The organism is Paenibacillus sp. FSL M7-0134 (assembly GCF_038007865.1).
Classification (GTDB): domain Bacteria; phylum Bacillota; class Bacilli; order Paenibacillales; family Paenibacillaceae; genus Paenibacillus; species Paenibacillus polymyxa_B.
The window spans coordinates 2,023,736-2,043,824 of sequence record NZ_JBBOXV010000002.1; the positions used below are offsets into that span (position 1 = coordinate 2,023,736).

Here is a 20,089-nt window from a genome sequence, read left to right on the forward strand (position 1 = left end):
CGGTACATATGAAAAAATATAGCAAGCCCGCGTTACCGCTGGTTATGCTCGCTTTGGCGATGATGCTGTTGTTATCAGCCTGCGCAGCAGGAAACACAGCTCAAACAAGCGATCCATTGGCAAACGGGCAGCAACCTGCCGCATTGCAATCGGCAACCAATAAGACGTTGGTAGAGCTTGAGAACATGGGCGTTAAAATGGTATTTCCCGAGGCGCCCAAACGCGCGGTTACATTGAACCAGCATGCGACTGAGGTTATGCTGGCTCTTGGACTGGAATCCTCTATGGTAGGAACTGCGTATTTGGATGATCAGATTTTGCCAAAATATAAGGCTCAATATGACAAAATCCCGGTACTGGCCGGACAATATCCGTCCAAAGAGGTGTTTATGGCCGCTGCACCGGATTTTGCCTATGCGGGCTGGAAGAGTGCCTTTAATGATAAAAATCTGGGTTCCCGTGAGGAGCTAGCCAAACAAGGGGTGCTGACCTATGTACAGGAGTCCTCCAATAAACCGGGTCCCACGTTAGAAGATGTGTATCAGGATATACTAAATATTGGGCGTATTTTCAGGGTTGAGGAGCGTGCAGAAAAGCTGGTAAATGACATTCGTGAACAAGTGCAGTCCATTCAGACTCAAATTGGTATTGTTGAACAGCCACCCAAGGTGTTTGTCTATGACAGCGGAGAAGACAAGCCCTTTACGGCTGCCAACAATTACCTAACGTCTTTGATTGAAAGTGTGAAGGCGAAAAATATTTTTGATGATATCGACAAAAGTTTTACCGAGGTAAGCTGGGAAGAGGTTGTGAACCGTAATCCTGACGTCATTGTCATTCTCGACTATGGAGATACTTCACTGGCGGATAAAGAGAAGCTGCTCCTGAGCAAGCCTGCGCTGGCTGGTGTGGAAGCGATCAAAAACAAACGGTTTATAGTACTGCCATTATCCGCAGCGGCTGAAGGCGTGCGCGCTCCGATCGCGTTGAAAACCTTGGCGGCAGGCTTATACCCGGACAAGGTGAAGTAAACAAACAAAAGAGTTTCCAAAACATTGACGAACCTTGCCTAAACTGTTAAACTTGCTAATGCGTAAAGGTTACGTTTATCAAACGCTTATTTTTTTATTACCAAATCGTAATAATTACGGTAGATGGTTTAATGATCATAAACGACCTGGAGAATCTGCGCAAATGATGATCGCTTAGATGGCTCCAGGCTTTTTAAAGGAAAAGGAGATTTGCGTCATGTTATTGGCCTCATTGGAACAGGTCACATTTGGCTACGGAGACGTTCCTAACTTGGTGGATGCCAATGTTGAAATTTTTTCGGGAGAATTTGTAGCTATTACCGGACCGAATGGTGCTTCCAAATCAACCATGCTCAAACTGTTGCTCGGCTTGCTTCAGCCTTGGAAGGGCAAGGTGTTCATGTCTAACCGTACAGGTGAAGGCAAAAAGCTCGTTGTCGGCTTTGTATCCCAACAAATTGCTGCATTCAATGGCGGATTCCCAAGTACGATCCTGGAATTTGTCCGTTCAGGAAGATATACTCATGGCTCTTGGTTGCGCCGTATGCGGCCTGAGGATCATGATCTGACTGAGCAGGCGCTGCGTCAGGTAGGCATGTGGGATTTGCGTCACCGTAAAATCGGAGAATTGTCGGGTGGACAGAAGCAACGTATTTGTGTGGCAAGAGCACTCGCTCAGGAATCGGATCTGCTCATTTTGGATGAGCCCACGACCGGAATGGATCAGGAAAACCGCCATCATTTCTACGATCTGATGAATCAGCAGGTTAAGGAATATGGAAGAACTGTGGTCATGGTGACCCATGGACTATCGGAAGTGCAACATTATCTGGATCGAATTATTGAGCTTGAGAGGAAGGAAGATGGCGGATGGAAATGCTGCACTACGACTTCATGCAGCGGGCATTTTGTGCCGGTGGGGTAATTGCACTGCTGGCCTCGGTGCTTGGAGTTTATCTGATGCTACGGCGTCAGGCTCTCATGGCGGACATGCTATCGCATGTATCGCTGGCAGGGGTGGCAGCGGGTGCCTATTTAGGCATTAACCCAACGATAACTGGATTTATTGTTGCCGTAATCGGCGCGATTATCGTTGAATACGTCCGCAGGTCTTATAAAACATATAGTGAGATATCTGTGGCTATTATTATGGTAGGTGGCCTCTCGACGGCCGTTATTTTAATGAATCTGAATCAGAGCATCAACAAAGGGTTTTCCGCTTATTTGTTCGGTTCGGTAGTAGCGGTCAATCAGACAGAACTGATGTTGATGATTGTAGTGGCTGTGATCGGAGGTATTTTCTTTTTTGTATTCCGGCGTCCATTGTATCAGATTACCTTTGATGAAGAAACGGCGAAGACTAATGGTCTTCCTGTCAAGTCCATCTCATTTGCATTTAGTATTTTAACAGGGATGATTGTAGCTGCTGCAATGCCGATTGTCGGTGTGCTGCTTGTCTCCTCACTCATCGTGCTCCCTGCGGCGCTGGCGATTCGAATCGCACCGAGCTTCGCGGCAGCCATCTGGATATCTATGATCACTGCATTGATCGGCGTATTTATGGGTTTAACGGCGTCGTATGAACTTAGTACACCCCCAGGGGGGACAATTGCCATGGTGCTGTTATTATTCCTGATCGTAGGAGCTGGTATTCAAAAGCTGGTCCGTAAGCTGGGCAAGCAGCAGGCTTCCCGACGGAAGAATGCGACAGGCCAGTGAGTGTAATTACAGTGAGAGTGACTAAAAACTAACACATAAAGGAGTAATGAATATGAATACATGGTTCAAAAAATCATTTGTATTGTCTGCGGGACTAGCACTTATTTTGTCTGGCTGCGGAGCCAAATCTGATAATACAGCTACAAATGCTTCCCAAACCGAGCCGAATGCGGCACAAACAGCAGACAAGCTGAATGTGGTCACCACTTTTTATCCAATGTATGAATTTACCAAGCAAGTTGCTGGAGACCATGCTAACGTAACCGCGTTGATTCCTGCCGGTGCTGAGCCGCATGACTGGGAACCAAGCGCCAAAGATATGGCACAGGTTAAGGATGCTGACGTATTTGTTTATAACGGTATCGTCGAAGGTTGGGCAGAACAGGCTTTGAGCAGCGCGTCCAACGATAAGCGTGTTGTAGTTGAAGCGAGCAAAGGGTTGAACCTGATGGAAGGCACTGCTGAGGAGGAAGAAGGAGAAGAAGCACACGCAGAGGAAGGCCATGATCATGATCATGTGCTGGACCCTCATGTATGGCTTAACCCAGTCTTGGCCCAAAAAGAAGTAGAGTCCATTGAAGCAGGGCTTGTGGCAGCCGATCCGGCAAACAAAGCTGATTATGAGAAAAACGCTGATGCTTATATCGCCAAGCTGAAGGATCTGGATAACGAGTTCAAAACAGGTCTGAAAGATGTAAAACGTAAAGACTTTATTACGCAGCATGCTGCTTTTGGTTATTTGGCTAAGCAATATGGTCTGACCCAAGTACCTATTGCCGGATTATCTCCAGAGCAAGAGCCTACACCGGACAAGCTGGCGGGTATTATCAAATTTGCTAAAGAAAATAATGTTAAAACGATTTTCTTCGAAACTCTTGTTGATCCGAAGGTCGCTGAGACCGTAGCTACTGAAATCGGTTCAAAAACCGATGTACTGAATCCGCTCGAAGGATTGACGGATGAAGACAAACAGAAGAACCTGGATTACCTTGGTGTGATGAAAAACAATCTGGAGGCTTTGAAAAAAGCTCTGAATGAATAAGGAATTCTTAAACGAATAAGTTTAAAAACTGACGTCGGAATGATACCGGCGTCAGTTTTTTTATAACTATCTAAGAAGATTGTACTTTCTGGGCTAGTGCTCTAGATACAGTAGATATATAGTCCTTTGTAATTTGCTTTTCAGAAATGATTTACGTCATTGTGAAACGTTTTTTTGAAAACTAATTCTGTAGTAGCTAGTTTCAAATTTCTTTTATAATTCATTGGTAGCGTTTTTATTTTTACAGATTCTTTCTATTAATATTACTAGTTTATTCACCGATATTGAAGTTTGGGCGTGCATATCATTTGACAACGGATTGGAGAGGTTAATTTGGCAACAGTTATAGTAGTGGATGACTCTTTATTTATGCGTTCTGTGCTTAAGGATATTCTTTTGGATTTAGGTCACGCTGTTATTGCGGAAGCAGAAAATGGGTATGATGCTGTTTTGAAATACGCACACTTTCGTCCCGATTTAATCACCATGGATATTAATATGCCTAAGATGGACGGACTTGAGGCTGTTAAAAAGATTGTAGAGCTTGATCCTCAAGCTAACATTTTAATGTGTTCTGCTTTGGGGCAGCAGGAAGCGATTATAAAAGCATTTCAGGCAGGTGCAAAAGACTTTATTGTTAAACCATTTGAGATGGAAAGGGTCGTGAATGCCGTCACAAAAATGTTGGGGAGTTAAGGAATCAAGATTTTTAATACATAAATATTGAACATGTTAAAGCGAGAATTCCATGCTTATTTTCACGAATATGGAGATGAATAGGATGAGCAATCGAGTGTTGTCTCAAAAAGTATTTATAGACGAACTGATCGCTACGATCAAGAATGGAGGGCTTGTCCCTGTAAATTATGAACACCTCGTCAGCGAACAAAGGGAAAGAATGGATGCTCTTAACAATGAACTTACCCTTCGTATTGAGGGATTAGAGACCGATTTGATCTCTGCTTCGACACATTCCATTCCTTTTGCCAATGGCGAAATTATGTTTCTTGCTCGCTATATTGTACTCATTGGGGATCATACCGAGGGATATTTTGTGTTCTATCGAGCAGAAGACTGTGAAAGTCCAGAGGAATATCAGTTTTTAACAAGCTCTTATCAACTTCCGCATTTATTACTTGAATTATCTCTTTCTTTAAAAGAACATGGTACTAATGAGCCGCTTGATATTCTGACTTATTGGAATGGCCCTGTCTATCCGCTGAAAGATTTGAATAAAGAAGATATTAAGCTATCCACCTATGAATTTTAAAGTGAGGAGATGGGATTAGGGCCATCGAGGTTTGGTAATTACTTATACAAAGGAGTTGAAAAATCAATGATTAGTAAAGTCGGTCAAATTATGTTGTATGTAAATAACCAGGATGAGGCACTGGATTTTTGGACAAAAAAAGTAGGATTTAAAGTAATTTCTGAAGAAAATAATGGTCAAGGAATGAGATGGATTGAAATTGCTCCTGCAAAGGGTGCAGAAACAAGCATTATTCTCCACAATAAGGAATTCGTTGCTAAAATGTCACCTGAATTAAATCTCGGTACACCTTCTTTAATGTTTTTTTCGGAAAATCTTGACCAATTATATGACGACTTATCAAATAAAAATGTCAAAGTTGGAGAAATTGTAACTATGCCTTTCGGAAGAGTGTTTAACTTTGCAGATAATGAAGAAAATTACTTTGCTGTAAGGGAACGAACTAAATAATAAATTTTTGTAGAAGTTAAATTTTTAAGTTCAGATTACATTGTTACGAAATCCCTTGAGAGAGTCAAATCCCTCAGGGGATTTTTTTACATTGATAATCAAACGCATGTTCGCATATAATACAAACAAACGTTCTGATAAGGAGTGAAGGATCATGTTGGAAAAATACGTGGGGCAGATCGTGGAAATCGTGTATTTGGATCGGAAGGGCAAACTGTCTCATCGGCGTATCGAGGTGCATCGTGTGCAGAATGGCTTGATACGAGCCATCTGTTTACAGACAGGCCGGCCACGTGTTTTTCGATTAGATCATGTATTGGCATGGCATCCGGTAACCAGAACAGCATAGGAGGGGCTTACGATGGGGAAAAAGCTTGAAGGAAATGGCATATGGGAAAGCTCGCGCATGATTTTGCCTGAGCATCGGGAGGCATATTTAAGACTGATGAAGGAGCAAGGAAGGCGCGGCAAGCCAGCACTGGACGATCAGGAAATGCAGCAGATTGAACAGGCCATTATCGTATCCTATAACGAACGTAAGCCTATTACGCTAAAAGTGTTCAATCCATTTGATGATGAGGAGCTGCGTGGACTGGTCACGGTGATTAACACAAGTCGGCGAGAGGTGAAGCTATCCCGTGGGGAAGAGGATTTTAGCTGGATAAAGTTGGAGGAAATTATCGAGGCGGATATATAAAAACAGTCTGACTAAGTCGGAGTGTTTTTTACATTTGTCCCGCCGTTTTTTAAAATTAAGATTGTAGCTCTATGAATCCATATTTAAAATAAAACTGTAATTGCAAAAGGAGGAGTTCAATATGAAAATAAGTAAAAATAATGCTGAACATTATATATGGGGAGATCAATGTGATGGTTGGCGCTTGGTGAAAAATAATGATTTGAGCATTATTCATGAGCGGATGCCTGGAAATACACATGAGGTGAGACATTATCATCATCATGCGCGCCAATTTTTCTTTATTTTATCAGGTAAAGCGGTACTTGAAGTGGATGGTGAACGAATCCAATTAGGATCTCAGGAAGGATGTGAGGTTCCTCCTATGGCGCCTCATCAAATGTTTAATGAAACGAATCAGGATGTTGAATTTTTGGTTATTTCTCAGCCTGCGAGCAGAGGTGACCGGGTTCTGGCCGAAAAATAATATTTTGGAGCAGACATGTTCCAGCGAAGGTTGACAAGTCTTTTTTAGTACCGTATAGTGCTAAATATGATGAAAAAAAATAAAATCACGAATCGGGATGTTGTTCTGCGCATCGCCACCTCATTGTTTCTTACCCAAGGATATCATGCAACAAGTATGGATGAAATTGTGGCTGTGAGCAATGTGTCCAAAACCAACATTTACTATTATTTTAAAAGTAAAGAAGAGCTACTTTCAGCCATTCTGGATCAACTGATTCAAACGTATAATGAGATGATTTATGAAGTTGTTTCGCGTAAGGATCAGTCTGTTCAGGAACGTTTTGAAATCCTTCTTCAATTGCTGACAGAGCAAGAGACAGATTGTTTGGGAGGCTGTCCCTTTATTACTCTTTATACGCAAATGCCTCAAGATAGCGCCTTGTTTCGGAATAAAATAAGCCAGTTCTTCCAAAGCCAAATCACTACCGTAGAAATATTGCTGAACGAGGGAAGGGAAAGATTAGAGATTCAGGCTGAACTTCCTGCGAGGTCGACGGCCCAATTCATCGTCTCGGCCATTGAAGGTGCGCTCTTTCTGCAGCATGCAAGCCAGGACCCGAGCATACTCGAAAATTTAAAATTTACTTTAGCACTTCTGCTAAAGTGATTTTTTTAATCTTTATTAGTACTACGAAGTACTAAAAATTAAAAAAGGCAGGTTTCGTATATGGCACATATCTTTATCACGGGCGGCACAGGGTTTATCGGCATGCATACGTTACGACAACTTTCAAAGGCGGAACACACTATTACCGTCCTGGTTCGTTCGCAGCAGAAGTGGGAACAAATATGCAGGCAAATGGATTTGGAGACAGCATGGCATATCGGGAAATTAACACCGGTTATTGGCAATTTGAGTATACCTGCTCTAGGATTAAATCCTGTTGACAGGCAACTCGTGGAGACAGCAGATGTGATAATTCACGCAGGAGGCCCGATGGATATTCTGCTGGGAGAGGAGGATGCGAGAGCAGCTTTTCTACAAGCGGCAGAAGAAATGATAACGTTGGCTACACATATTCATGCGAGCAAAGGGTTACGACATTTTATTCATTTGGTTGGGTATAAAAGCCCTTTTAATGATCATAACTGGATTACTCCCGAGCCCGTCATCGCTCATTTGGAACAGGCGCCTCCATATGAAAGGATGAAATTTTTGGCTGATTTGCGTATTCGTCAAGGAGCACACAAGGAAGGATTTCCGCTTTCGGTTGTCCATTTGAGCGTTGTCATGGGTGACTCAGAGTCTGGGGATACGCCCCAAACTGGTGGGCTAGGCATTCTCGTAGGTTCTACAGCGCGCAAGCTTATGGGACTTGTCCCCGGCGGAAAATCTCATTGGCTTCCCTTGGTCCATGTAGATCATGCAGCCGAATTGATCAGTGTTCTTACGAAGGAATCACATCCTGCTAGTGAAACATACTACTTGATGGATGACAGGCAGCAGAGTCCAACGATGATAGAGCTGGGAACGAATATGGCGAAGGAGCTTCGTGTCTGTAAACCGCTCGGTTCGATCTCGCCAGCTTGGCTAACCAGTATATTGGGTACTCCTCTGGGCCAAAAGTTAGGTATTCCGAAGGAATCACTCGATTTTATCGTGGATGTGGACTACCCACTGGATGCAGCACGAGAGATTCAACGTAAATACGGGTTGTCACAGGCAACGAACAAAAGCATGTTCCCATTTGTCATTACTGATCTTGATTTCAGGATTGCTCATTCCACCATAGATACAGATGGATATGTCCGCAACAGACGTGGGCCATTAGCTACCCTGGAGCGAAGGGTGAAGAATGGAAATCCAACGATCGTATTAGTTCACGGTACTTTCAGCGGGGCAGATTGTTTGATACCGCTGGCAAATCAATTTCCGGAATCCTCTGTTTGCTTGGTGGATCTTCCCGGTTTTGGCCGTTCCCCATACCATCATAAGGAGGATGTACTAGAAGGCCACATTGAATCGTTAGTGCAGGCTATTCAGGCTTTGGAAACGCCAATCTGCCTTGTAGGTCATTCGTTCGGCGGACTACTAGCTGCTAAGGCATGGGAACGCGTACCTGAGCGTATCAGTAGCTTACACCTATTGCAGCCTGTATTGCATACTGCTCCGCGCAGATATCGGAGCGCACGAATTACGGAGAGTATGCTAGGCAGACTCAGCGAGTCAGGCTTACGCAAGCAATTGCTTGCGCAGACTTGTTTTGAAAGTATCGACGATATCCCGCCAGCATACATCACGTATGTTCTTGAAGAAATGCGTTCCCCACGCGTAAGAAAGACGACTGCGCAAGCCCTAGCCATGCTAACCAAGTCCGATAGCTTCCGGTCGCTCCCTGAGATACCCGAAAGAATGGATAAAGAGGAGGTTTCGATTCTATGGGGTGTGAAGGATCAGATCTATAAGTTGCCCGAGCCATTTCATGCCCTGCATACGCTGAATATTCCGGCAGCCCATCATTTTCCGATCTCGCAACCGGAACGAACAGCGCAATATCTAAAGCAGCACATACGACAGAATAACGTTAGTGTATAAAAATAAAACCAGCCTAGCACATATAAATCAAGTGCCGACTGGTTTTTTATCAATAAATGTCCTTAGCATCTGCTGGGAGAGCTTTTACGTGATGGAGATAGTTCGTAACACGTTGATCGTCCAGAGTCGGATATTCGTAACCATAATGGTTCGCTACTTCCAAGGCAACTTCTCTAAATAAATTTCCCATGATAAAAAGAGACTGCCACATATGTTCATAATCTGCATCCGCAAACGTTTGGATGTAGAGTGTCCAAAGTCCAGGTTCAAGGTGGTTCTCAAAATATTTTCCCTGCTTACCCGGATCTGCCGCGAAGTCTGTTCGTATACCAATATGCCATTCCAACATCAAGTGGAGCGCATCTCTAACAGGCCGATCCAGCATAAATTTAGCATAGGGCAGCTCTTGTCGCCATAATCCTTTAGCCACATAAGTACTGACCCACCAGAACTCGTTGCAGGAATCCGCATAGGCTTGGGCGGTTGGGGGTATCGTCTTATAATCTTGAAGACTTGGCGGTGGGAAAGGCTGCACAAGCCCGTCTTTATCCAGCAGCAGTACACTTAAGCTGTCTCGGGTCCAATTGGTGATGTTTTCTGTAGGATAGAGAGTAAGATCTATGCGATTGCCGTCCGTAAATAACATGAGAAAAGCAAAACGATCACGGGGCATCGGAGTAGGTTCCATATGCTCATCGGGCGTCTGCATAATGATCAATTCACCAAAATGGTTGATCCAGCGACGTTCCTGAATAAAGCTGTCCATGGAGGATACGAGAAAGACGATATCATAATCCTGAAAAATGTCCCGTGGAGCATGTGGATTGGCGCGTGAACCATTCAGAATCACGGCACGTACCCGTTCGTCCTCTTGAGCAAGATGGAGAATGGTATGAAGCATTTCATGTTCACTTCTCATAATAGTTGTCTCCACAAGCGGTATCTAAAGGAGAAAAACGTGGACAAGGGAGCAATAGAAATAATGGCCACTAGCTCAAGGATCATCAAGGAAAACAACCTCCTGTAAGTTCTTTTATCTGGGAAAAGTCTCCTATCCTTACAATAGCCTATACACAGAAGCCATTCAATTGTGCTGCCGAGGCCTTCTTCATTACCAGAAGTACACTTGACCGAATTGTATGTTTTATCCATAATGAAGCGAGGCATCAAGTACAGACCATCTTAGAGCCTAATCCTCTAATACGTTTAAAGGAGTGATGATGTTTGAATACGAACAAACAAATCAAAAAGCTTATGAGAGATTTATGTATTTAGATGAATAAGAAAGAATCTCTCATAGGCTTATGGGAGGCAAATCGGACAGATGTGTGCTCATCACATGATTAAAGGAATAGAACTCGCGGAATCTTATTTTTATAAGGCATTCGGTCTTTTTATTACAATGAAGCATCACATATCGATTCAAGGTGTTATTAGCGGCACCATACCGGGTAGAATTTTTTTATCTAATAATGGGGATACCGCTGTATTGAGCAACCCCCAAGGCATTTTTCTGGGAGGAAGTCCGGACAATAAAGCCTTTTTAAAAGAAATCAACATGTTGCTTCAAGAAATCCTATTACCTCAACTGGCATCCAAAGGAGAATTAGACTACGTGCTATATTACCCGACAGATGAGAAGTGGGAAGCTGCTCTTGAAACCGTGATGAAGGATTTACGGCCTATGAAGAGTGGACGAATGACGTTTACTCAGCATTTGGACGGTATAGCTAACCCGCTTGGAGAGGATATCGTAGCAATAGATCGTGAACTATTAAAGCAGCGGCATCTGACCGTAATTGTAGAGGTGCTGAGTTTTAAGACTTGGTACCTACCGCAAGCATATGCGGGCTCATACCGATTACGGATTCCTGCTCTTCAACCTGCCGTGATATATCCAGCAAGCGGCTGCGATGGGAAGGAAGCACCCACTTTTCCTCAAATCCGGGTGCAATCCAGACGGGTCCTTCCACACCCAGTATACGAGGCTTCGGTAATCCAGCCGCCTGCCAGTCTGCGCGCAAAGCATCCGGTGTATGGAAGTAGGAGCGTGTGAGAAAAGAGGGATAAGCAGCAGGGCGCACATGCTGACCATCTGTTAGCTCCTGTCTGACCATATCCATGAACGCATCTTCCTCCACAATGGTATTGCACTCACCGTACACCGATAGCCCCCACAGTAGCGAGCCAAACCTGGAAATAGCTGAAGTAATCAGCGTTCCACCTTTTTTTAAGACACGCGCCGCTTCTTGCAGTGCTTTTACTCGTTCCTTCTGTTCCGTTAAATGATATAAAGGTCCCATCAATAGCACGATGTCCGCGCTTTCATCTTTACGATCAAGATTTCTGGCATCCGCGGTTTCCAGCTTGCTGATGATGGGTTTATTCAGTTGCTGCTGACGAGCGAATTCAATGGCTTGGGAAGATAGATCAAATAGATGAACTTCGTATCCCAGCTCCGCCAGCCACGAAGAGTAGACCCCTACACCGCCGCCGATATCGTAAATAACATGAGTAGACTCCCTGAGATAACGTGAAATGATTTCTTTTGATCTTTCCAGTTCTATTTTTCCTATGCCTCGCTCTAACCTGCCTATTTCTGCACCGCCATCATAATAAGCCAGAATTTCATGCGTATCTTTTTCGAGCATAGCGCACCTCATCTCAAGTGATTGGAATAATATAACATTATCACTTACATCATGAACAAGTCTACCGTGTTTAGGATTAAGAAACCATCGGAAGCATTGGGAAAGAAAAAAGCTGTTCCCCAGTAGCTAAACCTACTTTTTGGGAACAGCCCATATTTAAATGATGTTTGTTTCCAGCATGCCTTCGAGATCTTCTTTGGTAAGATGGTAGTGTGCGTTACAAAAGTGGCAATGAGCTTCAGCCTCTCCATCGGTATGGATCATATCTTCTATTTCCTTATTCCCTAAGCTGATAATGGCATTGGTAACGCGCTCTTGTGAGCAGGGACAATGAAATTGTACAGGCATGATTTCCAGTATGTTCATGTTGCTTTCTCCTAAAATCTGACCCAGAATCTGCTCTGGTGTAAGACCTTCCATGACCATTGCGGAGATGCTTGGAATGCTCTCAATTCGTCTCTCGATAAAACTGATAACCTCTTCTGGTGTATCTGGCATCAGCTGAATAATAAAACCTCCAGCCGCCTGTATAGAGTTATCCGGGTTAACAATAACTCCCGCTCCCACAGAAGAAGGAATTTGTTCGGATTGGACAAGATAAGATGTGAAGTCCTCGCCCAGTTCACCCGATATGAGAGGGACCTGTCCAACAAACGGGTGTTTTAAGCCGATATCTTTGGATACAATTAGCGCTCCATCTGTTCCTACAGCTCTGGCGACATCTAATTTCCCTATCTGATTAAGCTCAAAATGGGTTTGTGGATTTTTTACATAACCTCTAACTTCACCTTTGGAGTTGGTATCGACAAGAATGGTGCCGATAGGTCCGCCACCGTTGATTCTGATCGTAAGTTTATCCTCATCTTTAAGCATGGCTCCCAGCATGACGCCGACCGTCATAGAACGTCCCAATGCAGCCGATGCTGTGGGCCAGGTATAATGACGCCGTTGGGTCTCACTTACCGTTTCCGTTGTTCTCACGGCATAAGCCCGTACCTGATTGTTGTAGGCAAGAGCTTTTACTAAATAATCGTTCATGTTCATATTCCTTTCTGTTAATTAGAGTTCTTTACAAGACCATTTTTTCCTGAATCCAGTTCTCCAAAGAAGTAATTTTGTCATCATATCCTTCTTTAAAAAAGTCAGCGGATAGTGACGCGATGGTTTCTCTTTTCAGAACGGCCTTCCAGGAGGCTTCCGCTTCTTCCATCAAATTTGCCAGTAAACAACACTGATCGTCTTTCTTTAATTCAAGCATTTCGTTGTATATACCACTGGAAGAATACAGGGTTTGTTGTCCCTCAATCGCTAGATAAATATCAAATACCCGTATATCCTCAGGTTTTTTCTTTAATTTGAACCCGCCCTTGACACCAGGTACAGAAGTAATCAAATCGGAGCTAACCAATTTTCGTAACAGTTTATGAAAATAAGTAGGTGAAGCACCTAACTGCTGGCTGATGGCCTCCCCAGGTAAAACGGCTTTGTCCGGCAGCATCGTGAGTAGAAGAAGAGCGTAGACAGATTGTTCGACACCTGTTTTCATATGCACTAGCAATCACCTCAATATTTATAACCAGGCTAACGTGGATAAATATTATCCACATATATTGCATAATAGATGAGCTTATTATAAAAGTAAACTGTTTTTTGATAAAAACTAAAAATTTAAATCATTTGCAATTCATAACGGAACACATTATCATAATTGACGTATCAATTGATGGGTCAAAGAATTAAGACGTTGAGGGAAATATGTAAAATAATATTTTGACAGGGGGTTTATATATAATGACTACGCGTAACGTTGCACTATCTATATTAGATCTTGCACCTGTCATTGAAGGCGGCACTCCTGCCGATTCCTTCCGCGACACGGTGGATCTTGCCCAGTATGCTGAACAATGGGGGTACCATCGGTACTGGCTAACGGAGCATCATAATATGCAGGCGGTCGCTAGTGCGGCTACGTCCGTGATCATCGGGCATGTAGCTGCACATACAAACAAGATTCGGGTCGGTTCAGGCGGTATTATGCTGGCTAACCATGCTCCACTCATGATTGCAGAGCAGTTTGGAACCCTAGAGTCGCTCTATCCGGGACGAATTGATCTGGGACTTGGCCGGGCTCCAGGCACGGATCAACCCGCGATGAGGGCACTGCGGCGAGGGCTTCACAGTACTGGGGAAGATTTCCCCGAGCAATTGAATGAGCTGCGTTCTTACCTGAATCCAGCGCTAAACGGAGCCGTTCCGGGAGTAAGAGCGATTCCTGGAGAAGGGCTGAACATTCCCATCTGGTTACTGGGATCAAGCGGATTCAGCGCACAGCTGGCAGGTCAGCTTGGGTTGCCGTTCGCGTTCGCCAGCCACTTTGCCCCGGCTCATTTGCTACAGGCTTTAGAGTTGTATCATCGCAATTTTCGGCCATCCAAAGCACTGGATAAGCCATATGTGATGGTCGGTGTTAATGTGCTTGTTGCAGATTCTGATGAGGAAGCAAAATGGCTTTTTACTTCACAAGAACAGCAGTTTCTAAATGTGCTGCGCGGGCACAGCGGAGGACTGAAGCCACCAGTGGATGACATGGAAAAGCTTTGGAGTGAGCACGAGAAGGAGATGGTTCGTGGTAATATGCTGGGGTATTCAGCCATCGGCAGTCCTGACACCGTCAAGCAAAAGATGGATTTGATAATCGACCAGACGAGAGCCAATGAGCTGATTACAACCTCTCAGGTATATGACCATCAAGCGCGCCTGCGCTCGTACGAGCTGCTAGCCAAAGTGATGCGTATAGTTGGGTAATTAGATGAGTTAAACAAATGAGGCTGTGCCAGAAAGGTTCTTATAACCGATTCTGACATGGCCTTTATTTTCTGCGTGGAAATAATCGTTTTACAATGAATATATCCGTTTTATAGATGGGTAAAAATTAAAATTTATTTTTGATTATTTTTGTATTACTTATTTTCAAATTAAAACAAAAGTGTTATAGTCTCCATAAACAAAGAATAACCACTGTAATAAAGCCTTTCAAAACTAAAACTAAACTTGGAGGTCTTTTTCCTATGGTACAAAGTCTGTGGATTTCTTCACAAGCATCTGAGCAGAAAAGCACGCTGGAACAGCTCGTATACCGTTCTAACCTGATTGGCACAGATAGGAGTGTGTGCAACTGGGGAGGCGGCAACACTTCGGCCAAAACGATGATACAAGATTTTCGTGGGCGTGAAGTAGAAGTGATGTACGTTAAGGGCAGCGGTTCCGATCTCGCAACAATGAAAGCGCATAACTTCACAGGGCTTCGTATGGAGGATATTCGTCCTTTATTTGAAAGGGAAGATATGTCTGACGAGGATATGGTCGCATATTTGGCGAACTGTATGATAGATGCCAAGCATCCACGGGCTTCAATTGAGACGCTATTGCATGCTTTTCTGCCTTTTAGACATGTGGATCATACACACCCGGACGCGATTATTAGCTTGTGCTGTGCGCACAACGGCAAGGAAATTGCTAAGGAAATTTTCGGTGACCGTTTTGTATGGGTGCCTTATATCCGTCCTGGCTTTAAGCTGTCGAAAATGATTGCCCAAGGTGTACTCGATCATCCACAAGCTGAATTGGTATTGATGGAAAAGCATGGTCTGGTTACGTGGGGAGAGACATCCGAAGCGGCTTATGCGAAAACAATCGAAATCATTCAAGAAGCAGAAAGCTATATTAAAGCTCGTCAAGAGGAAAAGCAGGCATTTGGAGGCACAAAATATAAAGCGCTTACTTATAAAGAACGCCGTAGCATTGCATCCCAGGTCATGCCATCCGTCCGTGGTGCAGTCAGTGATGAGAAAAAGATGATCCTCACCTTTGATGACGCGGAGGATGTGTTGGAGTTTGTGAACGGCCGGGATTCTGCTGCTTTATCCCAGGTCGGGGCTGCGTGCCCGGATCATCTGGTCCATACCAAGATGAAGCCACTCTATGTAGATTGGACACCGGATGTGGAGGATGTAGAGGGCTTGAAAGTTAAGCTTGCCGAGGGTATAGCAGCCTATAAGGAGCAGTATCAAGCTTATTTCGAGCGCAATCGGCATGAGGGAGATGTTATGTTTGAGGCTGCGCCACGTGTAATTTTGATTCCGGGTATTGGTATGATCAACACAGGAAAAAGCTGGAGCAACGCGCAGGTAAGCGGCGCCTTGTATCATCGGGCTATTGCTGTCATGCGAGGAGCAACGGCGTTAGGAGAGTTTGTTTCACTCAGCGAGAACGAGTCATATAACGTGGAATATTGGCCGCTGGAGCTTTATAAGCTGTCACTCGCGCCAGCAGAAGCTGAATTTTCCCGTAAAATTGCGTTCATTACAGGCGGTGCAGGCGGAATTGGCAGTGCAACCGCACGTCGTTTGGTAGATGAAGGCGCACATGTCGTACTGGCAGATCTGAATCTGGAAGGCGCGCAAAAGGTAGCCGCAGAGATAAATAGTAGCTACGGAGAAAATCGTGCCATCGCCGTAAAAATGGATGTGACGCAGGAGGAGCAAATTCAGGCTGCCTATGCAGAAACGGCATTGACCTATGGCGGTGTAGATACCATCGTCAACAATGCAGGCCTTGCTACATCCAGTCCGTTCGATGAAACATCGTTAAAGGAATGGAATTTAAATGTGAATGTGCTGGGAACGGGTTATTTTCTGGTTGCACGAGAAGCGTTCAAGCTCATGAAGGAGCAGACACTTGGCGGCAGCATGGTGTTCGTCGGCTCCAAAAACTCGGTCTACGCAGGAAAAAATGTAACAGCCTACAGCTCGGTCAAGGCGCTGGAAGCGCATTTAGCCCGTTGTATTGCCGCAGAAGGCGGTGAATATGGTATCCGTGTGAACACCATTTTGCCGGATGCCATTCTGCAAGGCTCGGCAATCTGGAACTCCAATTGGCGCAACGAGCGCGCTGCCGCCTACGGGATTGAGCCCGACCAGCTGGAGGAACATTACCGCAAACGGACGACGCTGCTGGTCAACATTTACCCGCAGGATATCGCCGAGGGCATTGCCTTTTTCGCCTCATCCAAGGCAGAGAAAACGACAGGTTGTATGCTGACCATCGACGGTGGCGTCCCTGCAGCATTTACGCGCTAGCCGAATTAAAATGAACCTATGTAAGCGATAGACTCATTTCAACGGCTCAACACTTAGGATTATAATGAACTAATTTAATGTACTAATCTATTTCACTAATCCAAGCCACATGACGATAGTTTCGAAGGGCTTATACACACTAACACTTTAAAAATAGAAGTGACTTTATGGGTGGTCAGCAGCAGAGCGGGCGGAATTGTTCTGAAGAAACGATGTGTTCGCCTTTGCAACGGGATTTTAACCTTATCATGTGTTATAAAATGAAAAATCCCGTTGCAACAGCGATCGGAAGAACAATCCGCACGCGAAGCGGCCTCCCGTAACTCACTTCATTTTCCAAGGAGGAACCACGATGAGTGACAAAGCGTACGCCTTATTCGAGGAGCAACAGCAACAACGGGGCATTGACCTGGAGCAAGTAAAGGCAAAGCTGAAAGCGCTTAGCATAGAAACACCATCCTGGGGATATGGTGACTCAGGTACACGATTTAAAGTCTTTCAGAAAACAGGCGTGCCGCGTGACCCGTTCGAAAAGTTGGAGGATGCCGCGCAAGTTCATGCCGTGACAGGCCTATGTCCATCCGTTGCGATCCACATTCCGTGGGATACAGTAGACAATTACGGCAAGCTTCGCAGTCATGCCGAAAGCTTGGGACTACAGATTGGGGCCGTGAATCCCAATCTGTTTCAAGACGAGGACTACATGCTCGGCAGTGTCACCAATGTAGACCCGGCCATCCGCCGCAAGGCCATCAACCATTTGCTGGAATGCGTGGATATTGCGAAGGAAACGGGCTCTAACGATTTTAGCTTATGGTTCGCAGATGGAACGAATTATCCCGGTCAGGGAGACATTCGCAAACGGAAAAATTGGATGCTGGAAGCGCTCAGTGAAATGTATAAGGCGCTTACTCCAGACATGCGCATGTTGATTGAATACAAGGCGTTCGAGCCAGCCTTTTATCATACGGATATTGCCGATTGGGGTATGGCGTACAATTTCACAACCAAGCTGGGGCCGCAGGCACAGGTGCTGGTGGATACAGGGCATCATCTGCCGGGAGCCAACGTGGAGCATATTGTCGCGTTTCTAATTGATGAGAAGCGATTAGGTGGTTTTCATTTTAATAGCTACAAATATGCGGATGATGATCTGATCGTGGGCTCCGCGAATCCGTATGAACTGTTCTTGATTTTTTATCAGATTTTGAATGCGGCTCAGGATGCGGATGCGGATATTCGCCATACCGTCGATAAAATTGCTTATTTGATCGACCAATCGCACAATATTGAACCCAAAATTCCGGCGATGATTCGCTCGGTGCTGAATGTGCAGACTCAATATGCGAAGGCACTTCTGATCAATCATGCAGAGGTGGAGGAAGCGGCGAGTCGCCAGGATGTGCTGGGTGCGGAGGATGCCGTGCGCCAAGCGTTTGAGTTCGATGTGGCACCATTGCTCAGAGCGATCCGTGAAGAGCAAGGGTTACCGGCAGACCCGATGAAAGCCTATTTAGCGTCTGAGTATGGCACGCAGATTTTGCAAAGAGGCAAGGGTGGTGCAAGCTGGTGAGCATCCTCGCTTATGATTTGGGGGCAAGCAGCGGCAGGGTTCTACTCGGAGAATTGACAGGTTCACGTATAGTGGTGGAGGAAATTCACCGCTTTTCGAATGATCCGGTCAAGGTTGGGGAGCGTCTGCACTGGGATCTGTTGCGTCTGTATCACGAGGTTCAGCAAGGCTTGCTCAAAGCCAAGCATATGGGAGTGAATCCGTCCAGTCTTGCGATTGACTCCTGGGCGGTCGATTTTGGATTAATTGGGAAAACCGGAGAATTGCTGGGGAACCCTTATCATTATCGGGATTGGCACACCCACGGGGTGATGGAAGAAATACAGGAACGGCAGGGAAAAGACTTCATTTTTCAGCGTACAGGCATTCAGTTTTTGACGTTTAACACGATTTATCAGCTGGCTGCTATGCGAAATGCGAGTTCACCGTTGCTGGAGCAGGCAAAGCATTTCTTGATGATTCCAGATCTGCTGCGGTATTTTCTGACAGGTGAAATGTACAATGAGTTTTCGAATGCGACCAGCACGCAATTATATAATCCGTTGCAGCAAAAATGGGATGATGAGCTTTTGTCTGGAATCAATATTCCCCGTTCCTGGTTTGGTGAGGTACTGGAGCCAGGAAATGTTGCAGGAACTATCCGCTCGTCGGTCATGACCGATCTGGGTATTGGGGCGATTCCTGTAATTGCAGTAGCAGAGCACGATACGGGATCTGCTGTGGCTGCCGTGCCTGCGCTGGAGCACTCGTTTGCGTACTTGAGCTGCGGAACATGGTCTCTGATGGGAACGGAAACGGCACAGCCTGTAATCAATGACGATACGCTTCGTTTTAATTTTACGAACGAAGGTGGGGTCGGTCGAACTTACAGGCTGCTTAAAAACATTATGGGCTTGTGGATTTTACAGGAGGCGCGCAGAGAATGGGAGCGGCAGGGATACTCCTATTCCTTCCCCGAACTGGTTCATATGGCAGAACAGGCTCCAGCATTCACTTCTTTGATTGACCCGGACGATGAACTGTTTCTGCACGCCGGGGATATGAAAACACGTATTCGCCAATATTGCCGCAACACCGGGCAGCCATTGCCCGAGACGCCGGGAGAAATCACGCGCTGTGTTTTGGAGAGTCTGGCGTTAAAGTACCGTTACATTTTGGAGCTTACGGAGCAGGTGTCAGGACAACGGTTTAATGGTTTGCATATGGTCGGAGGAGGGATTCAAAATCGCTTGCTGTGCCAATGGACAGCTAATTCGGTTCAAAAACCAGTGTGGGCGGGACCTGCAGAAGCGAGCGCAATCGGCAATCTTGCGGTACAATGGATGACACAGGGAAAGTTCGCCGATATATGGGAAGCACGCCGGGTCATCGCGGATTCTATTTCCGTGGAGGAATATGAACCTGCCGAGTCAGAAGCGTGGGAGGATGCCTACGGGCAATTCCGGCGGGTGGCGGGACTTTTTGTACATTAAAGA

General features: G+C 45.2%; 20 protein-coding genes. 16 read left to right on the plus strand and 4 right to left on the minus strand.

The window, feature by feature from the left end; all coding sequences use genetic code 11:
• Positions 1-8: 8 nt before the first annotated feature.
• From NSQ58_RS24905 to NSQ58_RS24960, 12 genes are all read left to right on the plus strand, one after another.
• Complete coding sequence (locus NSQ58_RS24905; protein WP_076160280.1) at positions 9-1,031, plus strand: ABC transporter substrate-binding protein; 1,023 nt, start codon at positions 9-11, stop codon at positions 1,029-1,031.
• Positions 1,032-1,248: 217 nt separating this feature from the next.
• Entirely contained in the window at positions 1,249-1,956 is a 708-nt protein-coding gene (locus NSQ58_RS24910; protein ID WP_341058386.1) for a metal ABC transporter ATP-binding protein, read from the plus strand.
• Complete coding sequence (locus NSQ58_RS24915) at positions 1,902-2,750, plus strand: metal ABC transporter permease (protein ID WP_028542348.1); 849 nt, start codon at positions 1,902-1,904, stop codon at positions 2,748-2,750. Before NSQ58_RS24910 ends, NSQ58_RS24915 begins: the two co-directional genes overlap by 55 nt.
• 52 nt (positions 2,751-2,802) lie before the next feature.
• Positions 2,803-3,792 carry a metal ABC transporter substrate-binding protein gene (locus tag NSQ58_RS24920; protein WP_069079665.1) on the plus strand — a complete coding sequence of 330 codons (990 nt, stop codon included), beginning with the start codon at positions 2,803-2,805 and terminating at the stop codon, positions 3,790-3,792.
• 333 nt (positions 3,793-4,125) lie between these two features.
• The gene (locus tag NSQ58_RS24925; protein WP_023988407.1) at positions 4,126-4,488 is read left to right on the plus strand and encodes a response regulator; all 363 of its coding nucleotides are present in this window, start codon (positions 4,126-4,128) and stop codon (positions 4,486-4,488) included.
• Positions 4,489-4,573: 85 nt separating this feature from the next.
• Positions 4,574-5,062 (plus strand): hypothetical protein, encoded by a 489-nt coding sequence (locus NSQ58_RS24930; RefSeq protein WP_023988408.1) that lies wholly within the window; start codon positions 4,574-4,576, stop codon positions 5,060-5,062.
• Between the two features lie 66 nt (positions 5,063-5,128).
• A complete protein-coding gene (locus NSQ58_RS24935; protein ID WP_023988409.1) occupies positions 5,129-5,512 on the plus strand; it encodes a VOC family protein in 384 nt (127 codons plus the stop codon).
• Between the two features lie 154 nt (positions 5,513-5,666).
• Entirely contained in the window at positions 5,667-5,861 is a 195-nt protein-coding gene (locus NSQ58_RS24940; RefSeq protein WP_341058388.1) for a hypothetical protein, read from the plus strand.
• A gap of 12 nt (positions 5,862-5,873) precedes the next feature.
• On the plus strand, positions 5,874-6,209 hold the full coding sequence (locus tag NSQ58_RS24945) for a YolD-like family protein (protein ID WP_013310132.1): 336 nt from the start codon (positions 5,874-5,876) through the stop codon (positions 6,207-6,209).
• Between the two features lie 121 nt (positions 6,210-6,330).
• Positions 6,331-6,675, plus strand: coding sequence for a cupin domain-containing protein (locus NSQ58_RS24950; protein WP_023988410.1), 345 nt, complete (start codon positions 6,331-6,333; stop codon positions 6,673-6,675).
• A gap of 66 nt (positions 6,676-6,741) precedes the next feature.
• The gene (locus NSQ58_RS24955) at positions 6,742-7,323 is read left to right on the plus strand and encodes a TetR/AcrR family transcriptional regulator (protein WP_226887689.1); all 582 of its coding nucleotides are present in this window, start codon (positions 6,742-6,744) and stop codon (positions 7,321-7,323) included.
• A 60-nt stretch (positions 7,324-7,383) separates the two neighbouring features.
• Positions 7,384-9,252, plus strand: coding sequence for an alpha/beta fold hydrolase (locus NSQ58_RS24960; protein WP_341058390.1), 1,869 nt, complete (start codon positions 7,384-7,386; stop codon positions 9,250-9,252).
• A 49-nt stretch (positions 9,253-9,301) separates the two neighbouring features.
• Here NSQ58_RS24960 and NSQ58_RS24965 read toward each other — a convergent pair whose 3' ends face one another.
• The 4 genes from NSQ58_RS24965 to NSQ58_RS24980 all read right to left on the minus strand — a co-directional run bounded on the left by NSQ58_RS24965 (position 9,302) and on the right by NSQ58_RS24980 (position 13,449).
• The gene (locus tag NSQ58_RS24965; RefSeq protein WP_068940801.1) at positions 9,302-10,171 is read right to left on the minus strand and encodes an aminoglycoside 6-adenylyltransferase; all 870 of its coding nucleotides are present in this window, start codon (positions 10,169-10,171) and stop codon (positions 9,302-9,304) included.
• Positions 10,172-11,069: 898 nt separating this feature from the next.
• The gene (locus NSQ58_RS24970; RefSeq protein ID WP_068940803.1) at positions 11,070-11,903 is read right to left on the minus strand and encodes a class I SAM-dependent methyltransferase; all 834 of its coding nucleotides are present in this window, start codon (positions 11,901-11,903) and stop codon (positions 11,070-11,072) included.
• A gap of 156 nt (positions 11,904-12,059) precedes the next feature.
• Complete coding sequence (gene hslO / locus NSQ58_RS24975) at positions 12,060-12,941, minus strand: Hsp33 family molecular chaperone HslO (RefSeq protein ID WP_068940805.1); 882 nt, start codon at positions 12,939-12,941, stop codon at positions 12,060-12,062.
• A 31-nt stretch (positions 12,942-12,972) separates the two neighbouring features.
• Positions 12,973-13,449, minus strand: a complete 477-nt coding sequence (locus NSQ58_RS24980) for an RrF2 family transcriptional regulator (RefSeq protein ID WP_013310143.1) — start codon at positions 13,447-13,449, stop codon at positions 12,973-12,975.
• A 245-nt stretch (positions 13,450-13,694) separates the two neighbouring features.
• Between NSQ58_RS24980 and NSQ58_RS24985 the strand changes: the two genes are divergently transcribed.
• From NSQ58_RS24985 to rhaB, 4 genes are all read left to right on the plus strand, one after another.
• Positions 13,695-14,708, plus strand: a complete 1,014-nt coding sequence (locus NSQ58_RS24985) for an LLM class flavin-dependent oxidoreductase (RefSeq protein WP_068940807.1) — start codon at positions 13,695-13,697, stop codon at positions 14,706-14,708.
• A gap of 263 nt (positions 14,709-14,971) precedes the next feature.
• The gene (locus tag NSQ58_RS24990) at positions 14,972-17,041 is read left to right on the plus strand and encodes a bifunctional aldolase/short-chain dehydrogenase (RefSeq protein ID WP_068940809.1); all 2,070 of its coding nucleotides are present in this window, start codon (positions 14,972-14,974) and stop codon (positions 17,039-17,041) included.
• Between the two features lie 352 nt (positions 17,042-17,393).
• Positions 17,394-18,614: an L-rhamnose isomerase gene (gene rhaI / locus NSQ58_RS24995; protein WP_068940811.1), complete on the plus strand. Its 1,221-nt coding sequence runs from the start codon at positions 17,394-17,396 to the stop codon at positions 18,612-18,614.
• The gene (gene rhaB / locus NSQ58_RS25000) at positions 18,611-20,086 is read left to right on the plus strand and encodes a rhamnulokinase (RefSeq protein WP_068940813.1); all 1,476 of its coding nucleotides are present in this window, start codon (positions 18,611-18,613) and stop codon (positions 20,084-20,086) included. The genes rhaI and rhaB overlap by 4 nt, the downstream gene beginning before the upstream one ends.
• The last annotated feature ends 3 nt before the right edge of the window (positions 20,087-20,089 follow it).